Below are 18,385 nucleotides of genomic sequence, written 5' to 3'. Positions count from 1 at the left end.
CCCACGACCCCTCCCCAGCACCCCCCGCCCGGGACCACGACCCTCCCGTGGGCCGGCGCTAGTGACTTCCTCCCCTTCTTTCGCGCGAGGCAGACGGCATCGGGCTGCGCTTCATGCGCGGAACGCCCAGCGGGGCGCTCTTGCGTCAGGCGACGAAGGGGGGGATGGGGGGGATTTCCAGGGGGCGGGTGCGGACATCGCGGACCCCCGGGACCTCTCGGGCGACCTGCAGGGCTTGCTCCAGCGCCGTGGTGCCCTCGATGGTCACGATGCCGCCCTGGGCCTCCACGGTGAGGCGATAGCGACGCGTGTCGGGATGGATGGCCAGGGCGACCTGGACGCGTGAGGCCAGCGCCCGGTCGGCCACGATCTGCCGCGCCCGCTCCGTGGTGGCGACGGCCGGATGCCGAACCCCGCGCTCGATCATCTCCACGATGGCGTCGTACGTCAGCTTCTCGGTGTTGAACACCATGTCGTAGAGGGTCGGCTCGTCGACGTCCACCTCGTAGAGGTAGCGCATCCGCCCCCGCTTCTCCGCGTCGTCCCGGCGCAAGAAGTCGGCGGCCGCGCGCTGGTTGGGAGTCTCCCGGGCCAGCTCCGTGGAGCGCTTCACCCACTGGCGCACCCGATACTCGAAGGGCGCGATGAGGCGAACGCGCACCACGTGCGGGATGCCACGCAGCAGCCACTGGCCACCCCGACCCATGAGGACGACGTCGTCCGCCTCGGCGAACTCCAGCAGCGTCGTCTGGAGAATCGTGATGTAGTGACGCGTCTCGGCGTCGAAGCGCTCGAACAGCGAGGGCTTCGATTCATCGAGGTGCGAGAGCTTCTCCTCGGCCAGCCCGTAGCGGCGCACGGCGTCCTGCAGCAGCTCCTGGTCGACGTAACGGTAGCCCAGGCGCTGGGCCACCGCGGTGCCGACCTCCGGCCCGCCGGCGCCCATCTGATGCGAGATCGTCACGATGGCCATGACTCACCCCCGCCGGTATCTGTCTTTGAGCGCGGTCGGAGCGATCGCGATACGCTTGCCGGCGACGTCCTCGAGGATGTACACCTCATCGCTCAAGGAGCCGCTGGCGAAGACCTCGAAGACCCCGAGGGCTTCTTCCAGAGTGCGCCCGGGCTGTTCCGTCATCAGCTGCTCGACGCTCGCGCGGGCGAGTCGTGGCATACGAGCTCCTTGTAAAGGGAGCCAAGCCTACCCGAACGCCGACGCACCGGCAAGGCACCCTTGCCGGCGGGTGGTGGCGTGGGCTCAGGCCGAAGCCGCCACCACCGGCAAGCCGTCGTCCAGCGATGGCGCGAAGGAGTACGCGGGCCACGGCCCGGTCGGGACGACGGCCATGTTCTCGGCCCGCGCGGCCACCGGGGCGATGCGGGCCAGGAACGCGGGAACATCCTCGCGCGGGACGAGGAACACCACCGAGGCCGCCAGGTTGGCCCCCCGCCCCGTGGGACAGTACTGCCACCTGGCCAGGCCAGCCCGCTCGACGAGACGCTCGGCGAGCGCGCGAAGCGCCGCTGCCGTCAGATCACCGTCGCTCGCCGGATCGCCGCTGCGCTGATCGAGCCGGAGCAGACGCACGATCATCTCCACGCGGCCGCGCACGTCGGCCAGGCCGGCGCGAATGCGGGGGCCGCACGCCTCCAGCCAACTCTCGAGCTTCGCTTCGGCCACGACGGTTCCGAATCGGAATGGCAGCACGGCCGGCGCCTCGAGCAGACTGGCCACGATGTCGTCATGCGCGGCTTCGGCGCTCAGGGTCCGCGCCGGCACGGCACCGATCGGGCTCGAGACGAGGAGGAGATCGCGGACCGGCTGCGCGACGATCGTGTCGCCCACACCCGCGCCGGGGGGGCGCCAGGTGCCGGGCAAGCCCTGGGTGATCGCGTAGAGGTAGCGAAGTGGGCGCGAAACCCGGGGCGTCTCCATCGCTGCCTCCTCGGCGTGCCGGAGTCGGGCCAGGGCCGTCGCGGCCGAGAGTACGAGGCGGCGGCCACGAGGTCAAGGGGCGCTGAAGAAGATTGCCTGGTCGAGGGTATAATTTTTTCGTCGTGCGCGTTGCGCTCGTCGCCCTCGTAACTCTCGGCATCGTATCGGCCGCCGCTCCGATGGGCGCCAATCCCCTTCTCCACCTGCCCTCGACGGTGCCGCCGGCCGAGCGAACCGTGTGGGAACGGCTGGCCACGACGGCCGATGTGGCCACGCGCGTCGAGGCCGAACCGTTCCTGGCGCGCGCCGCCGTCTTCGAGTACCTCCTGGATCATCCCGCGTTCGCGACCGACGTCGCCCGCGTGCTGCGGCTGTCGAAATTCACGATCCGGAACACGCCCAGCGGGATGGTCCTCGACGATGGTCGAGGCCTCACCGGAGAGTTCCGCCTCGTCTACGCCGCGAACGGCACGCGCCTGTTCCACGCCGACGGGGAATACAACGCGGCGTTGCTGCCCACGATCCACGGTGAGGCGCTCACGATGATCGAGTACCGCACGCGCCCGGCTTCCCAGGGGCGGGTGTTCGTCGCGCCGGCCGTCTCCGGCTTCGTGCGGCTCGACAGCCGAGTTCTCGCCTTCGGCTTCCGGGTCTTGCACGCGGCGGCCCAGCGGAAGGCCGCCCTGGAGGCCCAGCGCCTCATGAAGAAGTTCGCCCGGGTCAGCCGCGCGCTGGAGGAGTCGCCGGAGGCGGTGCTGGAGAAGCTGCGCCAGGCGCCCGGCGTCTCCACGCGCGAGCTGGACGAGTTCGGCCGGCTTCTCAGCGCGCGCTGAAGCCCGGCACCCGGCTCCGCGCCTGTTCCAGCTCCGCCCACTTGCCCTGGGCCTCCAGGGCCCGCCACAGCCCCAGGTGCGCGGCGGCCAGGTTGGTGTTGATGCGCATGGCTTCGCGGAATGCGTCCTCGGCGTCGACCCACCGCTCCTGGGCGAGCAGCACAGCACCGAGCCCCGCCCGCGACCGCGCCGAGTGCGGCCGGTGGACCAGTGCGGTCCGGTACACGGCCTCGGCCTCCGTGTGACGCCCCTGCTCGGCGAGGAGCTCGCCGAGATCGCCGAGGGCGCGGACATAACCCGGCCGCAAACGGATGGCCTCCTGGAACGCCGATTCGGCGGCGGCATACCGGCCGACCCAGTACAGCGCGACGCCCAGGCCACGGTGCAGCGCGGGCTGGTCGGGTCGGCGCGCGAGCGCCTCGCGATATCCCTGCTCGGCCTCGGCGTGCCGGCCCTGGCGGCCGAGACCGAGCGCGTAGTTGGCGCGCACGCGGATGTCGTCGGGATTGAGCTTGAGCGACTCTCGGAACGCGTGCTCGGCCTCCACGTGCCGGCCCTGCCGCCCGAGCGCCACGCCGAGCTCGAAGAGGAGCTCGGCGGTTCGCGGACCGAGACGAAGCGCCTGTCGGAAGGCGTCGGCCGCGCCAGCATAATCGCCTGACGCGCCCAGCGCGTGCCCGCGAGCCGCGTGGAGACCGGCGTTTTCCGGGTGGTAGGCCAGCGCCTCGGCGTAGACATCGGCCACGGCCGCCCAGCGACCCTGCCGATGGAGCGCCAGGGCGAGAAGCCGGTAGGGCGCCAGCGCCGCTGGCCGCGACCGGATCGCCGCCCGCAGCTCGGCGATCGCGCCGTCGTAATCGCCCTGGCGCTCGAGCACCACGGCCAGCTCCCAGCGAGCGTCGATGTCCTCCGGACGCAGACGGAGCGATTCGCGGAGGGCCATGGCCGCTTCCCCGTGGCGACGCCGCTTGGCCAGCACGATCCCCAGGCGCCGGTGCAGCTCGGCGTCGTCCGGCTGCAACTGCACCGCTTCGCGGTAGGTGATGGCGGCCTCGCGCAGGCGGCCCCGGCGCTCCAGGGTGGCGGCCAACCCGGCGTGAGGCCGCACCCACTGTGGCCGCAAGCGACCGGCCTCCCGGTAGGCGACCTCGGCCTCCGCGTACTGTCCCTGCTCGAACAGCGTCGCGCCGAGCTCGGCGTGTGCGGCCGCCGAGTCCGGATCTCGGACCACGGCCTCGCGCAGGGTTGTTTCAGCGTCGGCCGGGCGCCGGAGGCGTCGAAGCACCAGGGCCAGATTGGTGCGGGCCACTGGATCGTCCGCGCGTAACGCCAGGGCCTGGCGGAAGGCCGCCTCGGCACCGACCCAGTCACTCTGACGCTCGAGGCTCAGGCCCAGGTTGACGTGAGCACGGGCGAAGTCCGGGCGCAGCCGGACGGCCTCGCGGAAGGCGGCCGCGGCCTCGACGTAGCGTCCCTGCTCGAACAGAATGGCGCCCAGCTCGGCGTGCGTCGTGGCGATGTCGGGCTCGAGCTGGAGCGCTTCGCGCAGCACGGCCTCGGCCTCATCGCTGCGCCGCTGCCGTCGCAGGGCCAGGCCGAGATCCAGCCGGGCCGTGACGTCTGCCGGCTTGAGGCGCAGGGCTTCCCGGCAGGCCGCCTCGGCATCGGAGTACCGGCCCTGGCGCGCCGACGTCTTCGCCCGCTCGCACCACGACTCGAAGCTCTTCACCGGTGAGAACTCCCGGCACCGCGGGGGTCGGCGCCCGTCGGGCAGCGCAGCGGAGGCCAGCAGTGGGGGGTGTGACTGCGCATGCGTGCCTCGCGCGCTCTTATACCACACGTCTGCCCAATTCCGATCCAGCCTCGGCGCGGAAATCGTCAAAGCCGCATGGGCTTAGATCCTCGGGCATCTGGACACCAGCGCGCCGCGCGATGACACTTCCCGGACGAACGTTTGAGATTGGAGTGAGCGTATGAAAGCGACATTGGCTTTGCTGGCCGGGGCGCTGTGCCTGACGCTGGTCGCGGGGGACGCGTTCGGGATGGCCTGGGGCGAGAGCCGGCACCGTCGCGGCAACGGGAACTGGACCTCCGGGTCCGGGTACACCGGGAGCGTTCCCGAGCCGTCCTCGCTCTACGCGATCGGCTCGGCACTGGCGCTCCTCGGCGGCGCGGGCTGGTTTCTGCGGCGCAAGTAGGCCGGCCGCCGACCGCGTTCCGGCCGTCGACGGATCTTCCCGTGAACCGCCGCCCCCTGCTCGAGTGGTGTCTGCTGCTCGTCGTCGTCACGTTCTACCTGCCGACGATGGCGGAGATCGGGCACGCGTGGTCCACTCATCGCTACGCCGGCCACGGCATCTTCGTCCCGGTCCTGAGCCTCGTCATGCTGTGGACCCGTCGTCACCAGCTCCGCCATCCCCCCGGGCCCCGCGCCCCCGAGGGCCTCGCGTTCCTCGGCGCCGGCGTCGTGCTGGCGGGGGTCGGCCATGCCACCCAGCGTGTGGAGGCCCACGTTGTCTCTACGGTGCTGGCCGTGGCGGGCATCGCACTGTGGCTCCGCGGCCCGAGGTGGATGCGTCAGGCGGCGGCGCCGTTCGCCTTCCTGCTGTTCATGTTGCCGTTGCCACAGGCCGCGGTGACTGCGGTGACACTCCCGCTCCAGCACTTCGCCGCCGGCTTCGCCGCCGGCTCGTTGGCGCTTCTCCACATCCCGGCTTCGCAAGCCGGCGTGCTCATCCACCTGACCGATCTGAACCTGCGAGTCGATGAGAGTTGCAATGGCCTCCGCTTTCTCATGGTCTTGCTCGTCGTCATCACGGCCTTCGCGCTCATCTACGTGCCGACCCGGTCCCGCCGTCTCGTCGTCATCGTCACCGCCGTAGTGGCCGGAGTCGTGGCCAATGCCCTGCGCGTCACCACGATCGCGGCGGCCACCCACGTGCTCGGGCCGCAGGCCGCGCTGGGCAGCCTCCACGACTACGCCGGGCGGGCTATCTGGTTGCTGGCGCTGGCGTGGACGCTCGGGTTCGGGGTGCTCATGGTTTGCAATGCTGCTCCGCGAAGAACGCGCCCCCGGCCGCTGGTATGGCCGGGTCGGAATCGGTGAGGTAAGGCGAATCGGGCCGAGGTGTCAGGCGGGGGAACCCCCGCCGACACCCCAATGCGGCTCGCTAGTCAGCCTGGATGCTGTTGATCCTTATCAACCAGTCGGTGCTGTCATCATTGGCCTGGGCAATGCCGACACCCGTGAACACTGCCAGTGCCAGTAGCAGGGCGACGCTCAACGTCTTCATCGACTCACCTCCTCGCCGGTAGTCATTACGGCGTTCCAGCGTGATGCACGTGGGACGCCAAACTTGACCGGTGTGAGCAGCGTGATGTGTCGTTGGATGGCGAGGGGTTATTGCACAAACGATCGCGACCGGACGGTCACCGCGCTGTCAACATGGCAGGGGGCGTCGATTTGACGCGGGTGGTTCGTCAGTCGGATGCGGCGGCGGCCCGACGGCGCGCTTCGATCTCGCGAATCGCGTCCGCGAACATGCCCACGTTGATCGGGCATGGCGGCTCGTTGTGCTCCACGTACTGGCAGTCGATCTGGTCGCACTGCGCGGTATAGGGCAGTGGCCTATCGAACGACGGCTTTCGGGTGAGTCGTATGCGTACTGTCTCGTTTACAACGGGACACTGGAACTCGCGCCACCCCGACTTCCCCAACCTCGGCTCCCTTCGCGGTGCAGATACGGTTTGCGCTGGCATCACTGAGTCTATCAGCCTGGCCCGACCGCCACAAACGAAGTGGGGAGGCGCGATTATCGCCGTGTTTCGGGCTCTCGGGTGGTCACGTTCGCGTGATGCGTCTTGCTCATGGCCGGCATCGCCCCGGGCGGTGCCCTGTTGCCTGGCCTGCTCTACTTGAGTCTTCTCTTTCTCGGCCTGTCGATCTATCTCGAGGGCCCGCTCGGTCATGGGGGTGCCTGGTTCGCTTTCGGAGCCACCCGGCGTCCTCCCTATCCCGCTTCCAGTTCTCTCCCCGCGCGAGACTTGATCGCCTTTGTTTTCACGATGATGCAGCTGTTTCAGGTCTCGACGGTGGACAGGCCGCCGCCGCCCACGGCGATTCCTCTCTCATTGACTCGGCGCACATCGGATCCTGGCCTGGCGTTTGCCTCAGCAACATTCCTATGATCATGAGCCGGCAACTTCGATCTGGTCTCACGTGTGCTCGCTGCCTGCAGCCTCTCGCCGATCAGGAGCACGTCGCTGCCGCCGCCTTCGTTCGGGCCCGTCCGGGCACGCCGGTCTGCCATGCGTGTCTTGCCCGGGCTCTTCGGATCACCTCCGAGGATGCCAGAAAGACGATGAATGCGGTCCGACTCGTCAACGACGACTACTACTTCGTGGTCGGGGAGCGCTGCGGGATCTGCCACCGGGACGCCGGGACCATCCAGTACGCAGCCGGCGCCGCGGCCGACGAGTCCCGAGCGGCCTGACGCCGCCGACTATCCTACCTTCCACGCAAGTAGTAGCCGACCCCGATGAGCGCGATGCCAACGACCACGCCGAGGGCTTGCTTCCAACCGAAGCCCTCGACACGGCCCAGGCCGAGGGCATCGGCCAGGACCGAGAGCACGAGGATCACGATGCCGATGACCAGGATCGCCTGCGTGCGCCACGGTGTCACCATGCTGGAGCCTCCCAGACCCCGGCGGGCCGGTTCAGATCAACTAGCTCCAGGAAAGCCCCGCTCGGCGTCTCACGGCTCCGGCGCCTCATGCCTCACCGGCGCATGGCACGTGAAGGCCGACCAGCAGTTTTTCGACAGGGTCATCCCTTCCGAGCTATCGCATGCGGGACAACCTTCTTCTTCACCAGGTCGTCCTTCCGCGCATCGGGGCGGTCCTCCATGGGACGCCACTATCTCAGTCGTCCCCAAATAAGCGGGCACTGAGGGTTCGCCATTGCCTCTATTGCATATACTTGACCTCACAGCGATAGGTCTTGTAATCACCGACAAAGAAGGGCTGAAGAGCAGGCGCAAACTCTTGTCGGTAGAGGTCGCTCTGCTCATACGCCTGCATATCGGCAGCGCGTTCCCACAAACTTACTGCAAAGCCAGTATCCCTATCATCCGTATCTTGTAGGAGCCACCGCCCGCGAAGCCCCTGGGTGTGACGCCCTTTGGTGGCCACCGTGGCGTGATACGTTTTCTCAAATTCATTCCACGAACCGGCTCGAAGTTTTCCCCACGTAATTCGCATGATCATGCCTATTCCTCCTGCTAGGTGCTCGCTTTGGAGTGCCGATCTCTGGCTCGATGCTCGCGACCCAACCCGCGATATGCTCCCGAGTCCAGCGGTGAGTGTCGTTGAGATGCGTGATGATCCCGAAGACGGGACAAGAGCGCCCACAGCTCGGGCACTCCGCGCTCACGGTGAACACCCAGGGCCACCGATTGCGTATGGAGCGCAAGGCCGGTTCCCCCGAGGCTCCGACTGCTTTCATGCAGCGCCTACACCTTCAACTGATCTTCTGGGGGGTGGACTTGATCATCCCCGCCTCGTGGAGGCGCAGGCTCTGGAAGGGCACGGTATCTTCGGCGTCGTACTCGCGCCAGCGGGCGTACGGTATTCGCGCATGGCCTGCACGATGAAACTGCGGTGGGATGCCGCAGCGAACCCACTCTCCACATACAGCCGCCCGACCTGCTCGGCGTCGCTCGCACAGAGCCCATTGGCCTTGAGGATCGCGCGGAGGGCGCGATCTTCCCCTCAGCAAGGAGCCGAATCGCCTCATCCCAAGTGGAGGCAGGCTACTCGGGGTTACCCGACAGATCAACAGGCACCGCGCGACGTCACCCCGCCCTCCTCACAGCCAGCACCAAGACGGCGACGATGCGGTTTGGCTCAGGTCCTCAGGATCTGTTCCGTTCTCTGAGCAGACGCGCCGTCTTGGCAATCTGCTCTGCATGCTCCTCGGCGTGCTCGATGGCCTAACGGGTCAGGAATTCGACTGACATACGCCCAAGGGTCTCCTGAGCGGACCACTCGCCCGGCGCCGGCGGCTCCGTCTCCCACCCCACTGGGACCTGCCGCACAGCAGCCGCTAAAGCCGCCGTCGAGGAACTGAGCCGAGCGACCAGCTGCTCGTGCTCCGGTGTTATGTTTATTCCAGCTCCGTCATCCTCTCCGCCTGCTCCAACCAGAACCGCATGTCCATCTCGCGGTACATCGTCGTGGCTGTGGTGAGGTGCTCGCGGACCTCGTCGCGTTTGCCCGTGCGGCGGTAGAGCTTCCCGAGGCCGAGGTGGCAGTGGGCCACGAGGGGGCGCATGCCGAGCGACTCGGCCAGCGCGACGGCCTTGCGGTACCCTTCCTCGGCACGTTCCAGGGCCGGTGCCTCGCGCGCCATCTCGACCGCGGCGAGCAGTCGGAGCGCGTGCGCCTCGTACCCGCGCTCGCGGTGTTCCTGAGCGAGGTCGAGAGCCTGGGCGGCGAGCGGGAAGGCGCTCTGGGGCTGCCCCGCGCGGAGGTGCGCCTCGCCCAGTCGTGCCAGCCTGAGCGACTGATTGGCCTTGAGCTTCATGGCGGCCGCGCGCTCGACCGACTCCTCGAGGAGCGGCAGAGCGTCGCCAAGGCGCCCGGCATATGTGTACGCGGCTCCCAGGGCGGAGCCGATGAACGGCCACACCCGCGTGCTGTGCTCGTCCAGCTCGCGCACCAGACCGCGCTCCAAGACCTCGATGGCTCGAACGAAGTCCCCGCGCGCCACGCACACGTTGCCGAGGCCTGCACACCCAACGGTGAAACTGTACCCCGGATCACCGGTCGCGGCGATGGCGAGCGCCTGCTCACCGAGTTCCACCGCTTCCACGAACTCCCCCCGCTCGGCGAGGCAGAGGGCCAGCCACGCCCGAGAGAACACGGAGGGCAGCCCGGCCATGTTGCACCGCTCGTGCAGGAGGTCGACTCCGAGAAGGTCGACATTTTTGCGCAGGGCGTCGATCGCCCGGAGGTACTGGCCGAGCGAATGGTGCGCCTGACCAAGGCGCAGGTTGATCGCGAGCCTCAGCGACAATTGCCACGAGCCGCCCAGGTGCGGGATCACGCTGCGCTCCCGTAGGGCGGCTCTGATGGCATGCTCGTGATCGCCCACCCACCAGGCGGCGCCGGGGTCGTCGCCGCCCGTGAACCCGCTCAGATACCCATCGAGATTCGGCAGCTCGCTGCCACGCAGGTAGGCGACGGCGCGGTCCCACAGTTCGCCCCGGAACGCGTGGAGGGTCAGCCAGCTCGACTGCTCCCCCGCGCGTCCCGGATAGAGGCCGTCGAAGACCCGCACGATGCGGGCGTGAAGATCCCGCCGACGCTCCTGGAGCAGGCCGCCGTAGGCCACCTCCTGAATCAGCGCGTGCTTGAAGGTGTACTCGAGCTCGGGGAAGAGGGCCGTCTCGTAGAGGAACTCAGCGGCTTGCAGCCGAGCGAGGCCAAGGCGCAGCGCCTCGTCGGGAATCCCGCTGATTGCCTGCAGCAGGACGAATGGCACGTCCTTGCCGATCACAGCCGCCGTCTGCAGTAGGGTCTTGTCCTCGGGCGGAAGACGGTCAATCCGCGCGGCCAGAATGGCCTGCACGGTGGCCGGCACCTGGATGGTGTCGAGGGAACGCCCCAGTCGATAACGACCGCGCTCGCCCGCCAGTGCCCCGGTCTCCACAAGCGTTCGCACGCTCTCCTCCAGGAAGAACGGAACGCCTTCCGTTCGCTCCACCAGCAGACGCTTGAGGGGCTCGAGGTCGTCATCGTCACCGAGCAGCGTGTCGAGCAGCTCCTCGGCGCTCTCGGGCGGCAGAGGATCGAGCCGAAGCTGGCTGTAATAGGTCTTGCCTCCCCAGCCATGTCCGTACTCGGGCCGGTAGTTGACGAGCAGCAGGATGCGGGCAGTCGGCAGACTCTCGACCAGCGCGTCGAGCAGCCCCTGGGTCTCCGCATCCACCCAGTGGAGGTCCTCAAACACAACACAGAGCGGCTGGATCTGGCTTTCGCGCAGCAGCATCCGTCGTAGGCCGTCGACCGTCTGGCGGCGGCGCTGGCCCGGATCCAGAACGTCCCAGGCGACGTCGTCACTCGGGAGCTCGAGGAGCGAGAGGAAGGCTGGCACCATCGCGCGGAGCGATTCGTCGAGTGTCAGGAGCTTCCCGGTCACCTTCTCGCGGATGCTGCGAGCATCGTCGTGGCTGTCGATGCGGAAATAGCTTTTGCAGAGATCGATGACAGGCAGGTACGCGCTCGCCTTGCCGTAGGAGACAGCGCTCGACTCGAGCACGAGCCAGCCCTGGGTTCGGTGCGAGTGGATGAATTCCCAGAGCAGGCGCGATTTGCCCACGCCGGGCTCGCCCACCACCGCCACAACCTGCCCCTGTCCAACTCGCGTCTTGTCGAGAGCCTGGCGGAGATGGTCGAGCTCTCGATCACGTCCCACGAAGCGCGTCAGCCCTCGCGCCGCCGCCGCCTGCAGGCGCGTGCGCGTCGCCGATGGCCCGGCCAGCTCGAAGACCTCGACCGGACCTGGCAGCCCCTTGACCGGGACCGGGCCTATCGGGACGACCTGCACGAACCCTTCGGCCAGCCGGAGCGTTTCTCCGGTCAGCCGGGTCGATCCGGGGGTCGCCAGCTGCTCCATCCGGGCGGCGAGATGGGTCGTCTGGCCCACCGCCGAGTAGTCCATGCGGAGATCGTTCCCGATCGCGCGCACGACCACCTCGCCGGAGTTGAGACCGACGCGGACTTGGATCTCGATGCCGTGATCCCGCCGCACCTCGGCCGTGTAGCGGCGAATCGCCTGCTGCATCGCGAGCGCGGCATAGCAGGCGCGCACGGCGTGGTCCTCGTGAGCGAGTGGCGCGCCGAACAGCGCCATGATCCCGTCGCCCATCACCTGGTTGACGGTGCCCTCGTAGCGGTGGACGGCCTCCATCATGCGCTCGAGGACCGGGTCGAGCAGCTCGCGGGCCTCCTCCGGATCCCGGTCGCTGAGCAGCTCGAGCGAGCCCTTCACGTCGGCGAACAGGACGGTGACCTGCTTGCGCTCCCCCTCCAGCGCGTGCCGAGAAGTGAGGATCTTCTCGGCCAGATAGCGCGGGGTATAAGTGTCGGGGGACATCGTCGCTGCGGCGGCGACCGACCGCATGTCGAGTCGGTTCCCGCACTCGTTGCAGAAGCGGCTGCCCGACAAGTTCGAGTGGCCGCACGCCGGGCACACGGCTTCGAGGCGCCCACCGCAACCGCTGCAGAACTTCGCACCGGGCGGGTTATCGTGCCGACAGTTCGGGCAGCTCACGGCATCCTGCGTCGGCCGGGGCTGGCGACCCGCCCGGATAGACGCTGGCCTCCTACGATCCTTCCTTCACCTCGATGATCTCGTCGGCACTCGCGCCGTGCGCCTCGCGGTGCACCGCGGCCGCCGCCTCCTTGCTCGGGGCTTGGCAAAGGCAGAACACCTTCCCGGTTCCCTCGTCGTACCAGTAACGGATGTAGTTGACGCCGTACTTGCCCTGAACCGCGAGGTCCTTCCTGTGGGCTTCGGCCGCGGTCTCGGCGGTCAGGCCGTCGATCTTGTTGTGGACGTCCAGGTAGAGCGGCATGGTCGGCGCGCCTCCTCAATTCAGCCGTTCCGGTATTCGACGGGGTTACAGCGAGGCGTCGCCAATCTAGCCGAGTCATCGCCCCAGTGCAACCAACCGCCGGCCGCCACAAGGCGTCGACGTCGTGAAAGCGCAGTCGCCGCTATCAGATCGCGGCCGGCTGGATGTTCTGGTTGACATGGAACAAGTTCTTCGGGTCGTACTTTGCCTTGATCGACGCGAGGCGCGGGTAGTTGTCGCCATAGGTTGCCTGGACGCGACCGGCGGCCTCGTCGTCCATCATGAAATTGACGTAGGCGCCCTCGAGGTTGAAGCGGTGCACGGCGTTCCAGTACGCGCGCCCCCAGTTCTTCAGTGCCTCGGCCCGCTTCCGGTCGGCATCGATCCCGGCGATGACCATCGACCAGGTGGCGTCACGCGCGCTCCACGGCGTCGCGTCCTTCGCGATTCGGCGGACGGCGCCGTCGATTGGGTACAGGTGCATGAGGCAAAGCTCGCTCGGCGCCTTAGCCGCTTGTGCGATATGCGTGTCGATCGCCTCGTCCGGCAGCGCCTTCACGAAGTCGCCCTTCCAGTACCATTGGAGGCCCTTGGGAAAGAACGGGTCGAACAGCCCCTGCATCGCCGGGAACGGCATCGCACTCATCCAGTTGAAAAGAGGGGCTGGCACGGCGTTGAGCAGCGGTGCGAGCGCCCTCTCGCCGTCCACGGCGGAGCCGTTGTAGCTTGAGATGACTGCGCACGCGCGCTTGCCCCAATGGTCCTTCGGGAACGGGTCCATGGACGGCACGGTCTTGAGACCGACGAAGGCGCCGAGCTCCTCGGGCGCCGTACTCAGGAAGTCGCGATAGGCTTGCATCACCGCCCTGGCATGAATAGCATCCCAGAAAATCGGGCCGGCGTAAACCACGCTGACGGGATGAGCTTGGAACAGAAAGCTCGTCACGACGCCAAAGTTGCCGCCGCCGCCGCGGAGAGCCCAGAACAGATCGGGATGCTGCTTCTCACTCGCCGTCACAAACTTTCCGTCCGCGAGGACGACGTCAGCCTCGACGAGGTTGTCAATTGTGAGTCCGTACTTGCGGGTCAGATAACCGGTGCCGCCGCCGAGGGTGAGGCCCGCAACACCAGTGGTCGAGACGATGCCAAAGGGCACGGCAAGTCCGAATGGATGGGTAGCGTGATCGACGTCACCCGACGTGCAACCAGGATCCACCCGAACGGTTCGCGTCGCCGGATCCACGCGCACGCTTCTCATCATCGATAGGTCGATCACTAGACCGTCGTCGCAACCACCGAGCCCGGGGCCGTTGTGGCCGCCGCCTCGGATTGCGATAAGAAGCCCCTGCTCGCGGCCGAAGTTCACCGCGGTGATGATGTCGGCGACATCAACGCAGCGCGCAATCAGCCGCGGTCGCTTGTCGATCATGCCGTTGTACAACGCGCGTGCGGCGTCGTACTCAGCATCGCTCGGGCGGATCAGTCGTCCGCGAAGGTTCTGCAGGAAGGCCGAAATGGCCTGATCAGTCATCACTTGCCCTCCCGAAGGGTATGAGTCCCGGATGTTGATCCCGTCCCGCGTCACGGGCGCAACGAATTCCGATTATGCCTCCAATACGATTATTCTTGGAAGGCCCCGACCCGACACCAGGCGGGGCGAGGCCGAGCGCGGCGTGCTCCACCCTCTGCGCCTGCGCGCTCCAGTTCCTTGACGGCCGTGCGGCGGCAGACTGAGACGGAAGATGTTGATTCGGCTGGAGCCGGGGGCGGGAGTCGAACCCGCGACCTACTGATTACGAATCAGTTGCTCTGCCTCTGAGCTACCCCGGCGCGGAGGGTCGCAGAGGGTGCGCTCGATTCTACCATCTTGCCGGCCTGCGGGAGGGGGAGGGCTCGACGCATGCCGCAGTTTGCGCGACTATTGAAGGGCCCCTCCAATCAACAATGCCGACCAGGGCGTTCTCTTGGTGCTCTCGCTGGACGACGGTGGTCCTCGCCGCGATGGTGCTGGCCACGTCTGGGTGCGCCGCCTACGTCTGGCACCGGCCGGGGACGCCGGCCAGCGTGATGGCGCAGGACGAGCTCGAGTGCGACGAGTTCGCCCACCGGCTCTCTCTGCATCTCGACGTCGTCGCCGATGCCGATCGCGACTGGCCGGGGGGCTGGCGCCGGCCCCCCTACGGGGCTTTCTCGTATCCCGGCGACAGCCTGGCGTTCAAGGTCCGAACGGCGCAGCGCTGCATGGAGGCCAAGGGATACCGCCTCGTGAAGCAGCCTGCTAGAATGACGCCGCCATGAAGTTCCTCTGCCTCGACTGTGACGAGCCGATGAAGCTCCACGGCACCGACGATCCGGCCGACGGCTCGCTGAGCATTACGTTCCGCTGTCCGGAGTGTGGCTTTCGGATCGCCATGCTGACGAACCCGTTCGAGACGCAGATGGTGCGAAGCCTGGGCGTCAAGATCGGGGGCCGGTCCGCGCCACCCACGCCGTTCGAGCATCTGCGGGCGTCGATGGCCGATGCCCGCCCGGACGCCTTCGGGCCGGAGACGGCGAGCGCCGAACCCGCGGCCGCCTGTCCGTTCGGGGCGATGCTGGAACAGGGGGCCGTCGCGCCGCCAGCGGCCGTTGCCTGGTCCGCGGAGGCCGCGGCTCGCATGGATCGCGTCCCGGAATTCATCCGCCCGATGGCGCGGCGAGCCATCGAGCGCTTCGCCGAAGCCAGGGGCTATGGCACCGTGACCGAGGCGGTGATGGACGAGGCGCGCGGCGCCTTCGGGATGTAGTCGATGACCCGCCGCGACCTGGTCGCGCAGATGGCGAAGGCCAGCGGCTGGCCCAAGAGCGGCGCCGAGCGCGGGCTGCGGGCCGTGCTGGGGGCGATCCGGACTTCCTTGAAGCACGGTGACTCGGTCACCCTCGTCGGCTTTGGCACTTTCTCGGTGGCGCGCCGCCGTCCGCGCACCGTGCGTAATCCCAAAACCGGCCAAACCGTCACAGTCGCCGGCCGCAGCCCCCGGTTCAAGCCCTCCAAGGAGCTCAAGCAGGCCGTACGCTGACGGTTTCCCTTGTGGAGGCCTCACGACGCTGGCTAGAATGGCGCGGTGCACGGGGCGAGCCGAATTCTCGCAGGCGCCTTCGCTGTCGCGGTTTTCGTCCCCGCCGTCGCTGCCGCCCAGAACGGGCGCCCGCCCAGACTGAGCGCGGAAGCGGTGGTCCTCGTCGACGCCGAGGGCCAGGTCCTCTACGCCAAGAACGCCGACCTGGAGCGGGCGCCGGCCAGCCTCGTCAAGCTGATGACGATCTATCTCGCCTTCGAAGACCTCGAAGCCGGCCTGGCCGATCTCGATGAGCCCGTCACCGTGAGCCGGGCGGCGGCCCGGACGCCGCGCTACCGGATGGGCCTGCGCACCGGCGAGCGAGTGCCGCTCCGGATGCTGCTCGAGGGCGCGGCGATCGCATCGGCCAACGACGCCGCGACCGCGCTGGCCGAGCACCTCGGCGGGGATGAAGCCACGTTCGTCGAGCGGATGAACGCCAAGGCGCGTGACCTGGGCCTCACCGCCACGCGCTTCGGCAACGCCAACGGCCTGCCCGATCTGGTGCAGCGCACGAGCGCTCGCGACATGGCCGTGCTCACGACCCGGCTGCTCCGGGACCATCCGGCAACGCGGTTTCTCCTGGGCGGGCAGACGTTCCTCTTTCGCGGCCGGATGCACACGCGACACATCCCGTTGTTCCGGGATCCGCTGGGCGTGCAGGCTCTGAAGACCGGCTTCACCCACGAGGCGGGATACAACCTCGCCGTGGCGGCGTGGCGGGACGGCCGGCAGTTCGTGATGATCGTGCTGGGCTGCCGCAGTCGCTCCCAGTCATTCCTCGACGCCAAGCGGCTACTGCACTTCGGCTTCGTGCAGGTCGGTCTGGAGGCCCCGGCCGAGGATCCTCCGCCCCGCCCGCACCGTCGCCGCCACCTGCGGGCCCGCCCGTCGTCGTCGATCGGCGGCTAGGCTGCCGATGATCCGCGGGTACATCTTCGACGCCTACGGCACGCTCTTCGACGTGCACTCGGTGGTCGAGGCCGGCCGCGAGGTCACCGGCGATCCGGCGGCGCTCTCGGCGGTGTGGCGCCAGAAGCAGCTCGAGTACACCTGGCTCCGCTCGCTGATGGGCCGCTACGAAGACTTCTGGGCCGTGACGGAGGCGGCGCTACGCTTCGCCCTCCGCCGGCTCGAGGTGCAGGCCAGCGAAGCCCAGGTCGGGCGGCTCCTGGACGCCTATCTGACGCTCGCCTGTTTCCCCGAAGTGTCCGCGGCCCTGGAACGGCTGGCGCCCCGGCCGCGCGCGATACTGTCCAACGGGTCGCCACGCATGCTGCAGGCGGCCGTGGCCTCCAGCGGGCTGGGAGGGCACTTCGTGCACGTTCTGTCGGTCGACGCGGTCAAGACCTACAAGCCGGCGCCGCAGGTCTACGAGCTCGGCCCTCGGGCGCTCGGAGTCTCTGCCCGCGAGCTCATGTTCGTGTCCTCGAACGCCTGGGACGTCGCCGGCGCCAAGGCGTTCGGCTATCAGGTCGCCTGGTGCAACCGCGCCGGCGCCCCCGCCGAGGAACTGGGCCTGAGACCTGATATGGTCATCAGCCGCCTCGACGAGCTTCCGCTGTAACCGGTTTGGAGGGGGGCGCGGCTCGCGTGCCCCCCTCCCTCACAACGCGCTTCTAGCGGCGCTTGCCCAGCCGCTTCCGCTTCACGTAGCCCCAGAGCTTCTTGGTCATCACCGAAGGCCCGATCGGAGTGCTGCCGAACAGCGACTCCAGCGAGTCCTTGCAACCCTTGAAGCTGATCGAATAGCCTCCGAACGCTTTCTTCGCCTTCGCCATCTGTCCTCCCTCCTCCCGCAAAGTTGACGACCGACGACCCGACAGCCTCGACCTTGGGGGTATTACATCACACGCACGAGGGAGCCAAAAGAAAAAACACCGGTCGCGAGGCTCGGCGCCCGTCTGGAAAATACCGGGTAGGGGTATACAGCTCAGCGGCGGAAGGCCGGCATGACCTCCCGGGCGAAGCGGTGGAGCTGCTCGGTGAATTCGCGGGGCGTGAGCCCCTCGGTCCAGTGGAGCATCACCTGATCCAGGCCGGGATAGCGGGCCTCGAACTCCTTGATGACCTCGATGGCCTGCGCCGCCGGGCCCACGAGCCACGCCTTCTGCTCGATGCCTTCGCGCAGCGTGGGCACGCGAGCCGGCGCGCCTGGCGTGCCCCAGGGCCGGCCCTGCTCGTCGGCGTAGCGCACGAAGCCGAAGGGCGCGAACCACTTGTAGCGCTCGTCGTGGGCCGGCTCCAGGCGGCGGATCGCCTCCTCGCGGCTGTCGGCCAGGTAGAGGCCCAGACCCAGGCACAGGTCCTCGCCGAGCTGGAGCTCGTGCCCGGCCCGGCCTGCCGCATCCCGGTAGGCCCGGAAGATCTGGTCGACGAGGCGCTCGCCATTGAGGGTGACCATCCCCTTGATGCCCCGGGTCGCGATGTACTCCAGCGTCTTGCCACTGGCGATCGGCTGCCAGATCTCCACCGGCCGGTGGATCGGCCGCGGCACGCAGGTGATCTCGCGCAGGTCATACCCACGATAGGGCACGGCGGGGGGGACGTCGTAGTGCTTGCCCCGATGGCTCCAGGACTCTTCGTTGAAGCACTTGAGCAGCACCTCCATCTGCTCTTCGAAGAGCTCCTTGTTGGCGGCGTTGTCGAGCATCGGCGCGCCGAACGTCTCCACCTCGCGCGTGTGATAGCCGCGCCCGACCCCCATGATGACGCGCCCGTCGGTGACGATGTCGGCCATGGCGTAGTCTTCGGCGAGGCGGATCGGGTGCCACATGGGCAGCACGTTGAAGGCGCAGCCGAGCTTGAGCCTTCGGGTCTGCGTTGCGAGCCACAGCCCGAGCTGGATCAGGTTGGGCAGGCACTCGTAGCCCTCGCG

General features: G+C 68.1%; 21 protein-coding genes and 1 tRNA gene. 9 read left to right on the top strand and 13 right to left on the bottom strand.

Going from position 1 to position 18,385, the window contains the following annotated elements; translation table 11 throughout:
* Positions 1-145: 145 nt before the first annotated feature.
* The 3 genes from VFR64_10450 to VFR64_10440 form a co-directional block, all read right to left on the bottom strand.
* The gene (locus VFR64_10450; protein ID HET9490157.1) at positions 146-973 is read right to left on the bottom strand and encodes a cytidylate kinase family protein; all 828 of its coding nucleotides are present in this window, start codon (positions 971-973) and stop codon (positions 146-148) included.
* A gap of 3 nt (positions 974-976) precedes the next feature.
* A complete protein-coding gene (locus VFR64_10445; GenBank protein HET9490156.1) occupies positions 977-1,174 on the bottom strand; it encodes a hypothetical protein in 198 nt (65 codons plus the stop codon).
* An 84-nt stretch (positions 1,175-1,258) separates the two neighbouring features.
* Positions 1,259-1,936 (bottom strand): GvpL/GvpF family gas vesicle protein, encoded by a 678-nt coding sequence (locus VFR64_10440; protein ID HET9490155.1) that lies wholly within the window; start codon positions 1,934-1,936, stop codon positions 1,259-1,261.
* A gap of 122 nt (positions 1,937-2,058) precedes the next feature.
* Here VFR64_10440 and VFR64_10435 point away from each other — a divergent pair, with 122 nt between their 5' ends.
* Entirely contained in the window at positions 2,059-2,769 is a 711-nt protein-coding gene (locus VFR64_10435; GenBank protein ID HET9490154.1) for a hypothetical protein, read from the top strand.
* Here VFR64_10435 and VFR64_10430 read toward each other — a convergent pair.
* A complete protein-coding gene (locus VFR64_10430; protein ID HET9490153.1) occupies positions 2,756-4,498 on the bottom strand; it encodes a tetratricopeptide repeat protein in 1,743 nt (580 codons plus the stop codon). The genes VFR64_10435 and VFR64_10430 overlap by 14 nt on opposite strands.
* Before the next feature lie 244 nt (positions 4,499-4,742).
* Here VFR64_10430 and VFR64_10425 point away from each other — a divergent pair, with 244 nt between their 5' ends.
* Both VFR64_10425 and VFR64_10420 read left to right on the top strand, forming a co-directional pair.
* Positions 4,743-4,967: a PEP-CTERM sorting domain-containing protein gene (locus VFR64_10425; protein HET9490152.1), complete on the top strand. Its 225-nt coding sequence runs from the start codon at positions 4,743-4,745 to the stop codon at positions 4,965-4,967.
* Positions 4,968-5,008: 41 nt separating this feature from the next.
* Positions 5,009-5,875 carry an exosortase/archaeosortase family protein gene (locus VFR64_10420; protein ID HET9490151.1) on the top strand — a complete coding sequence of 289 codons (867 nt, stop codon included), beginning with the start codon at positions 5,009-5,011 and terminating at the stop codon, positions 5,873-5,875.
* 64 nt (positions 5,876-5,939) lie between these two features.
* Here VFR64_10420 and VFR64_10415 read toward each other — a convergent pair whose 3' ends face one another.
* Positions 5,940-6,062 carry a hypothetical protein gene (locus VFR64_10415; protein ID HET9490150.1) on the bottom strand — a complete coding sequence of 41 codons (123 nt, stop codon included), beginning with the start codon at positions 6,060-6,062 and terminating at the stop codon, positions 5,940-5,942.
* 1,068 nt (positions 6,063-7,130) lie between these two features.
* On the opposite strand from VFR64_10415, the gene VFR64_10410 reads away from it, so the two are divergent.
* Positions 7,131-7,262: a hypothetical protein gene (locus VFR64_10410; GenBank protein ID HET9490149.1), complete on the top strand. Its 132-nt coding sequence runs from the start codon at positions 7,131-7,133 to the stop codon at positions 7,260-7,262.
* A gap of 14 nt (positions 7,263-7,276) precedes the next feature.
* On the opposite strand, the gene VFR64_10405 is transcribed toward VFR64_10410, so the two are convergent.
* From VFR64_10405 to VFR64_10380, 6 genes are all read right to left on the bottom strand, one after another.
* A complete protein-coding gene (locus VFR64_10405) occupies positions 7,277-7,456 on the bottom strand; it encodes a hypothetical protein (GenBank protein ID HET9490148.1) in 180 nt (59 codons plus the stop codon).
* Positions 7,457-7,736: 280 nt separating this feature from the next.
* Complete coding sequence (locus VFR64_10400) at positions 7,737-8,036, bottom strand: hypothetical protein (GenBank protein ID HET9490147.1); 300 nt, start codon at positions 8,034-8,036, stop codon at positions 7,737-7,739.
* Between the two features lie 898 nt (positions 8,037-8,934).
* Positions 8,935-11,928: an adenylate/guanylate cyclase domain-containing protein gene (locus VFR64_10395; GenBank protein ID HET9490146.1), complete on the bottom strand. Its 2,994-nt coding sequence runs from the start codon at positions 11,926-11,928 to the stop codon at positions 8,935-8,937.
* A 229-nt stretch (positions 11,929-12,157) separates the two neighbouring features.
* Positions 12,158-12,409 carry a DUF4242 domain-containing protein gene (locus tag VFR64_10390; protein ID HET9490145.1) on the bottom strand — a complete coding sequence of 84 codons (252 nt, stop codon included), beginning with the start codon at positions 12,407-12,409 and terminating at the stop codon, positions 12,158-12,160.
* A gap of 145 nt (positions 12,410-12,554) precedes the next feature.
* Entirely contained in the window at positions 12,555-13,940 is a 1,386-nt protein-coding gene (locus tag VFR64_10385; GenBank protein ID HET9490144.1) for an FAD-binding oxidoreductase, read from the bottom strand.
* A gap of 224 nt (positions 13,941-14,164) precedes the next feature.
* A tRNA-Thr gene (locus tag VFR64_10380) sits at positions 14,165-14,239 on the bottom strand.
* 156 nt (positions 14,240-14,395) lie between these two features.
* Between VFR64_10380 and VFR64_10375 the strand changes: the two genes are divergently transcribed.
* Genes VFR64_10375 through VFR64_10355 form a run of 5 tightly spaced genes read left to right on the top strand, consistent with a single transcriptional unit; the run spans position 14,396 to position 17,074 of the window.
* Complete coding sequence (locus VFR64_10375) at positions 14,396-14,707, top strand: hypothetical protein (protein ID HET9490143.1); 312 nt, start codon at positions 14,396-14,398, stop codon at positions 14,705-14,707.
* A complete protein-coding gene (locus tag VFR64_10370; GenBank protein ID HET9490142.1) occupies positions 14,704-15,195 on the top strand; it encodes a PCP reductase family protein in 492 nt (163 codons plus the stop codon). Before VFR64_10375 ends, VFR64_10370 begins: the two co-directional genes overlap by 4 nt.
* Before the next feature lie 3 nt (positions 15,196-15,198).
* The gene (locus VFR64_10365) at positions 15,199-15,468 is read left to right on the top strand and encodes an HU family DNA-binding protein (GenBank protein HET9490141.1); all 270 of its coding nucleotides are present in this window, start codon (positions 15,199-15,201) and stop codon (positions 15,466-15,468) included.
* Between the two features lie 45 nt (positions 15,469-15,513).
* A complete protein-coding gene (locus tag VFR64_10360; GenBank protein ID HET9490140.1) occupies positions 15,514-16,419 on the top strand; it encodes a D-alanyl-D-alanine carboxypeptidase family protein in 906 nt (301 codons plus the stop codon).
* 7 nt (positions 16,420-16,426) lie between these two features.
* Entirely contained in the window at positions 16,427-17,074 is a 648-nt protein-coding gene (locus VFR64_10355; protein HET9490139.1) for a haloacid dehalogenase type II, read from the top strand.
* A 52-nt stretch (positions 17,075-17,126) separates the two neighbouring features.
* Here VFR64_10355 and VFR64_10350 read toward each other — a convergent pair whose 3' ends face one another.
* Both VFR64_10350 and VFR64_10345 read right to left on the bottom strand, forming a co-directional pair.
* On the bottom strand, positions 17,127-17,288 hold the full coding sequence (locus VFR64_10350; GenBank protein ID HET9490138.1) for a hypothetical protein: 162 nt from the start codon (positions 17,286-17,288) through the stop codon (positions 17,127-17,129).
* Between the two features lie 152 nt (positions 17,289-17,440).
* Positions 17,441-18,385 (bottom strand): LLM class flavin-dependent oxidoreductase (locus VFR64_10345; protein HET9490137.1); only part of this gene is annotated, 945 nt, incomplete at its 5' end.

Source organism: Candidatus Methylomirabilota bacterium, assembly GCA_035709005.1.
Classification (GTDB): Bacteria; Methylomirabilota; Methylomirabilia; order Rokubacteriales; family CSP1-6; genus 40CM-4-69-5.
Note: the sequence above shows the minus strand (reverse complement) of the source record. Positions and strands in the feature narration are given on the sequence as shown.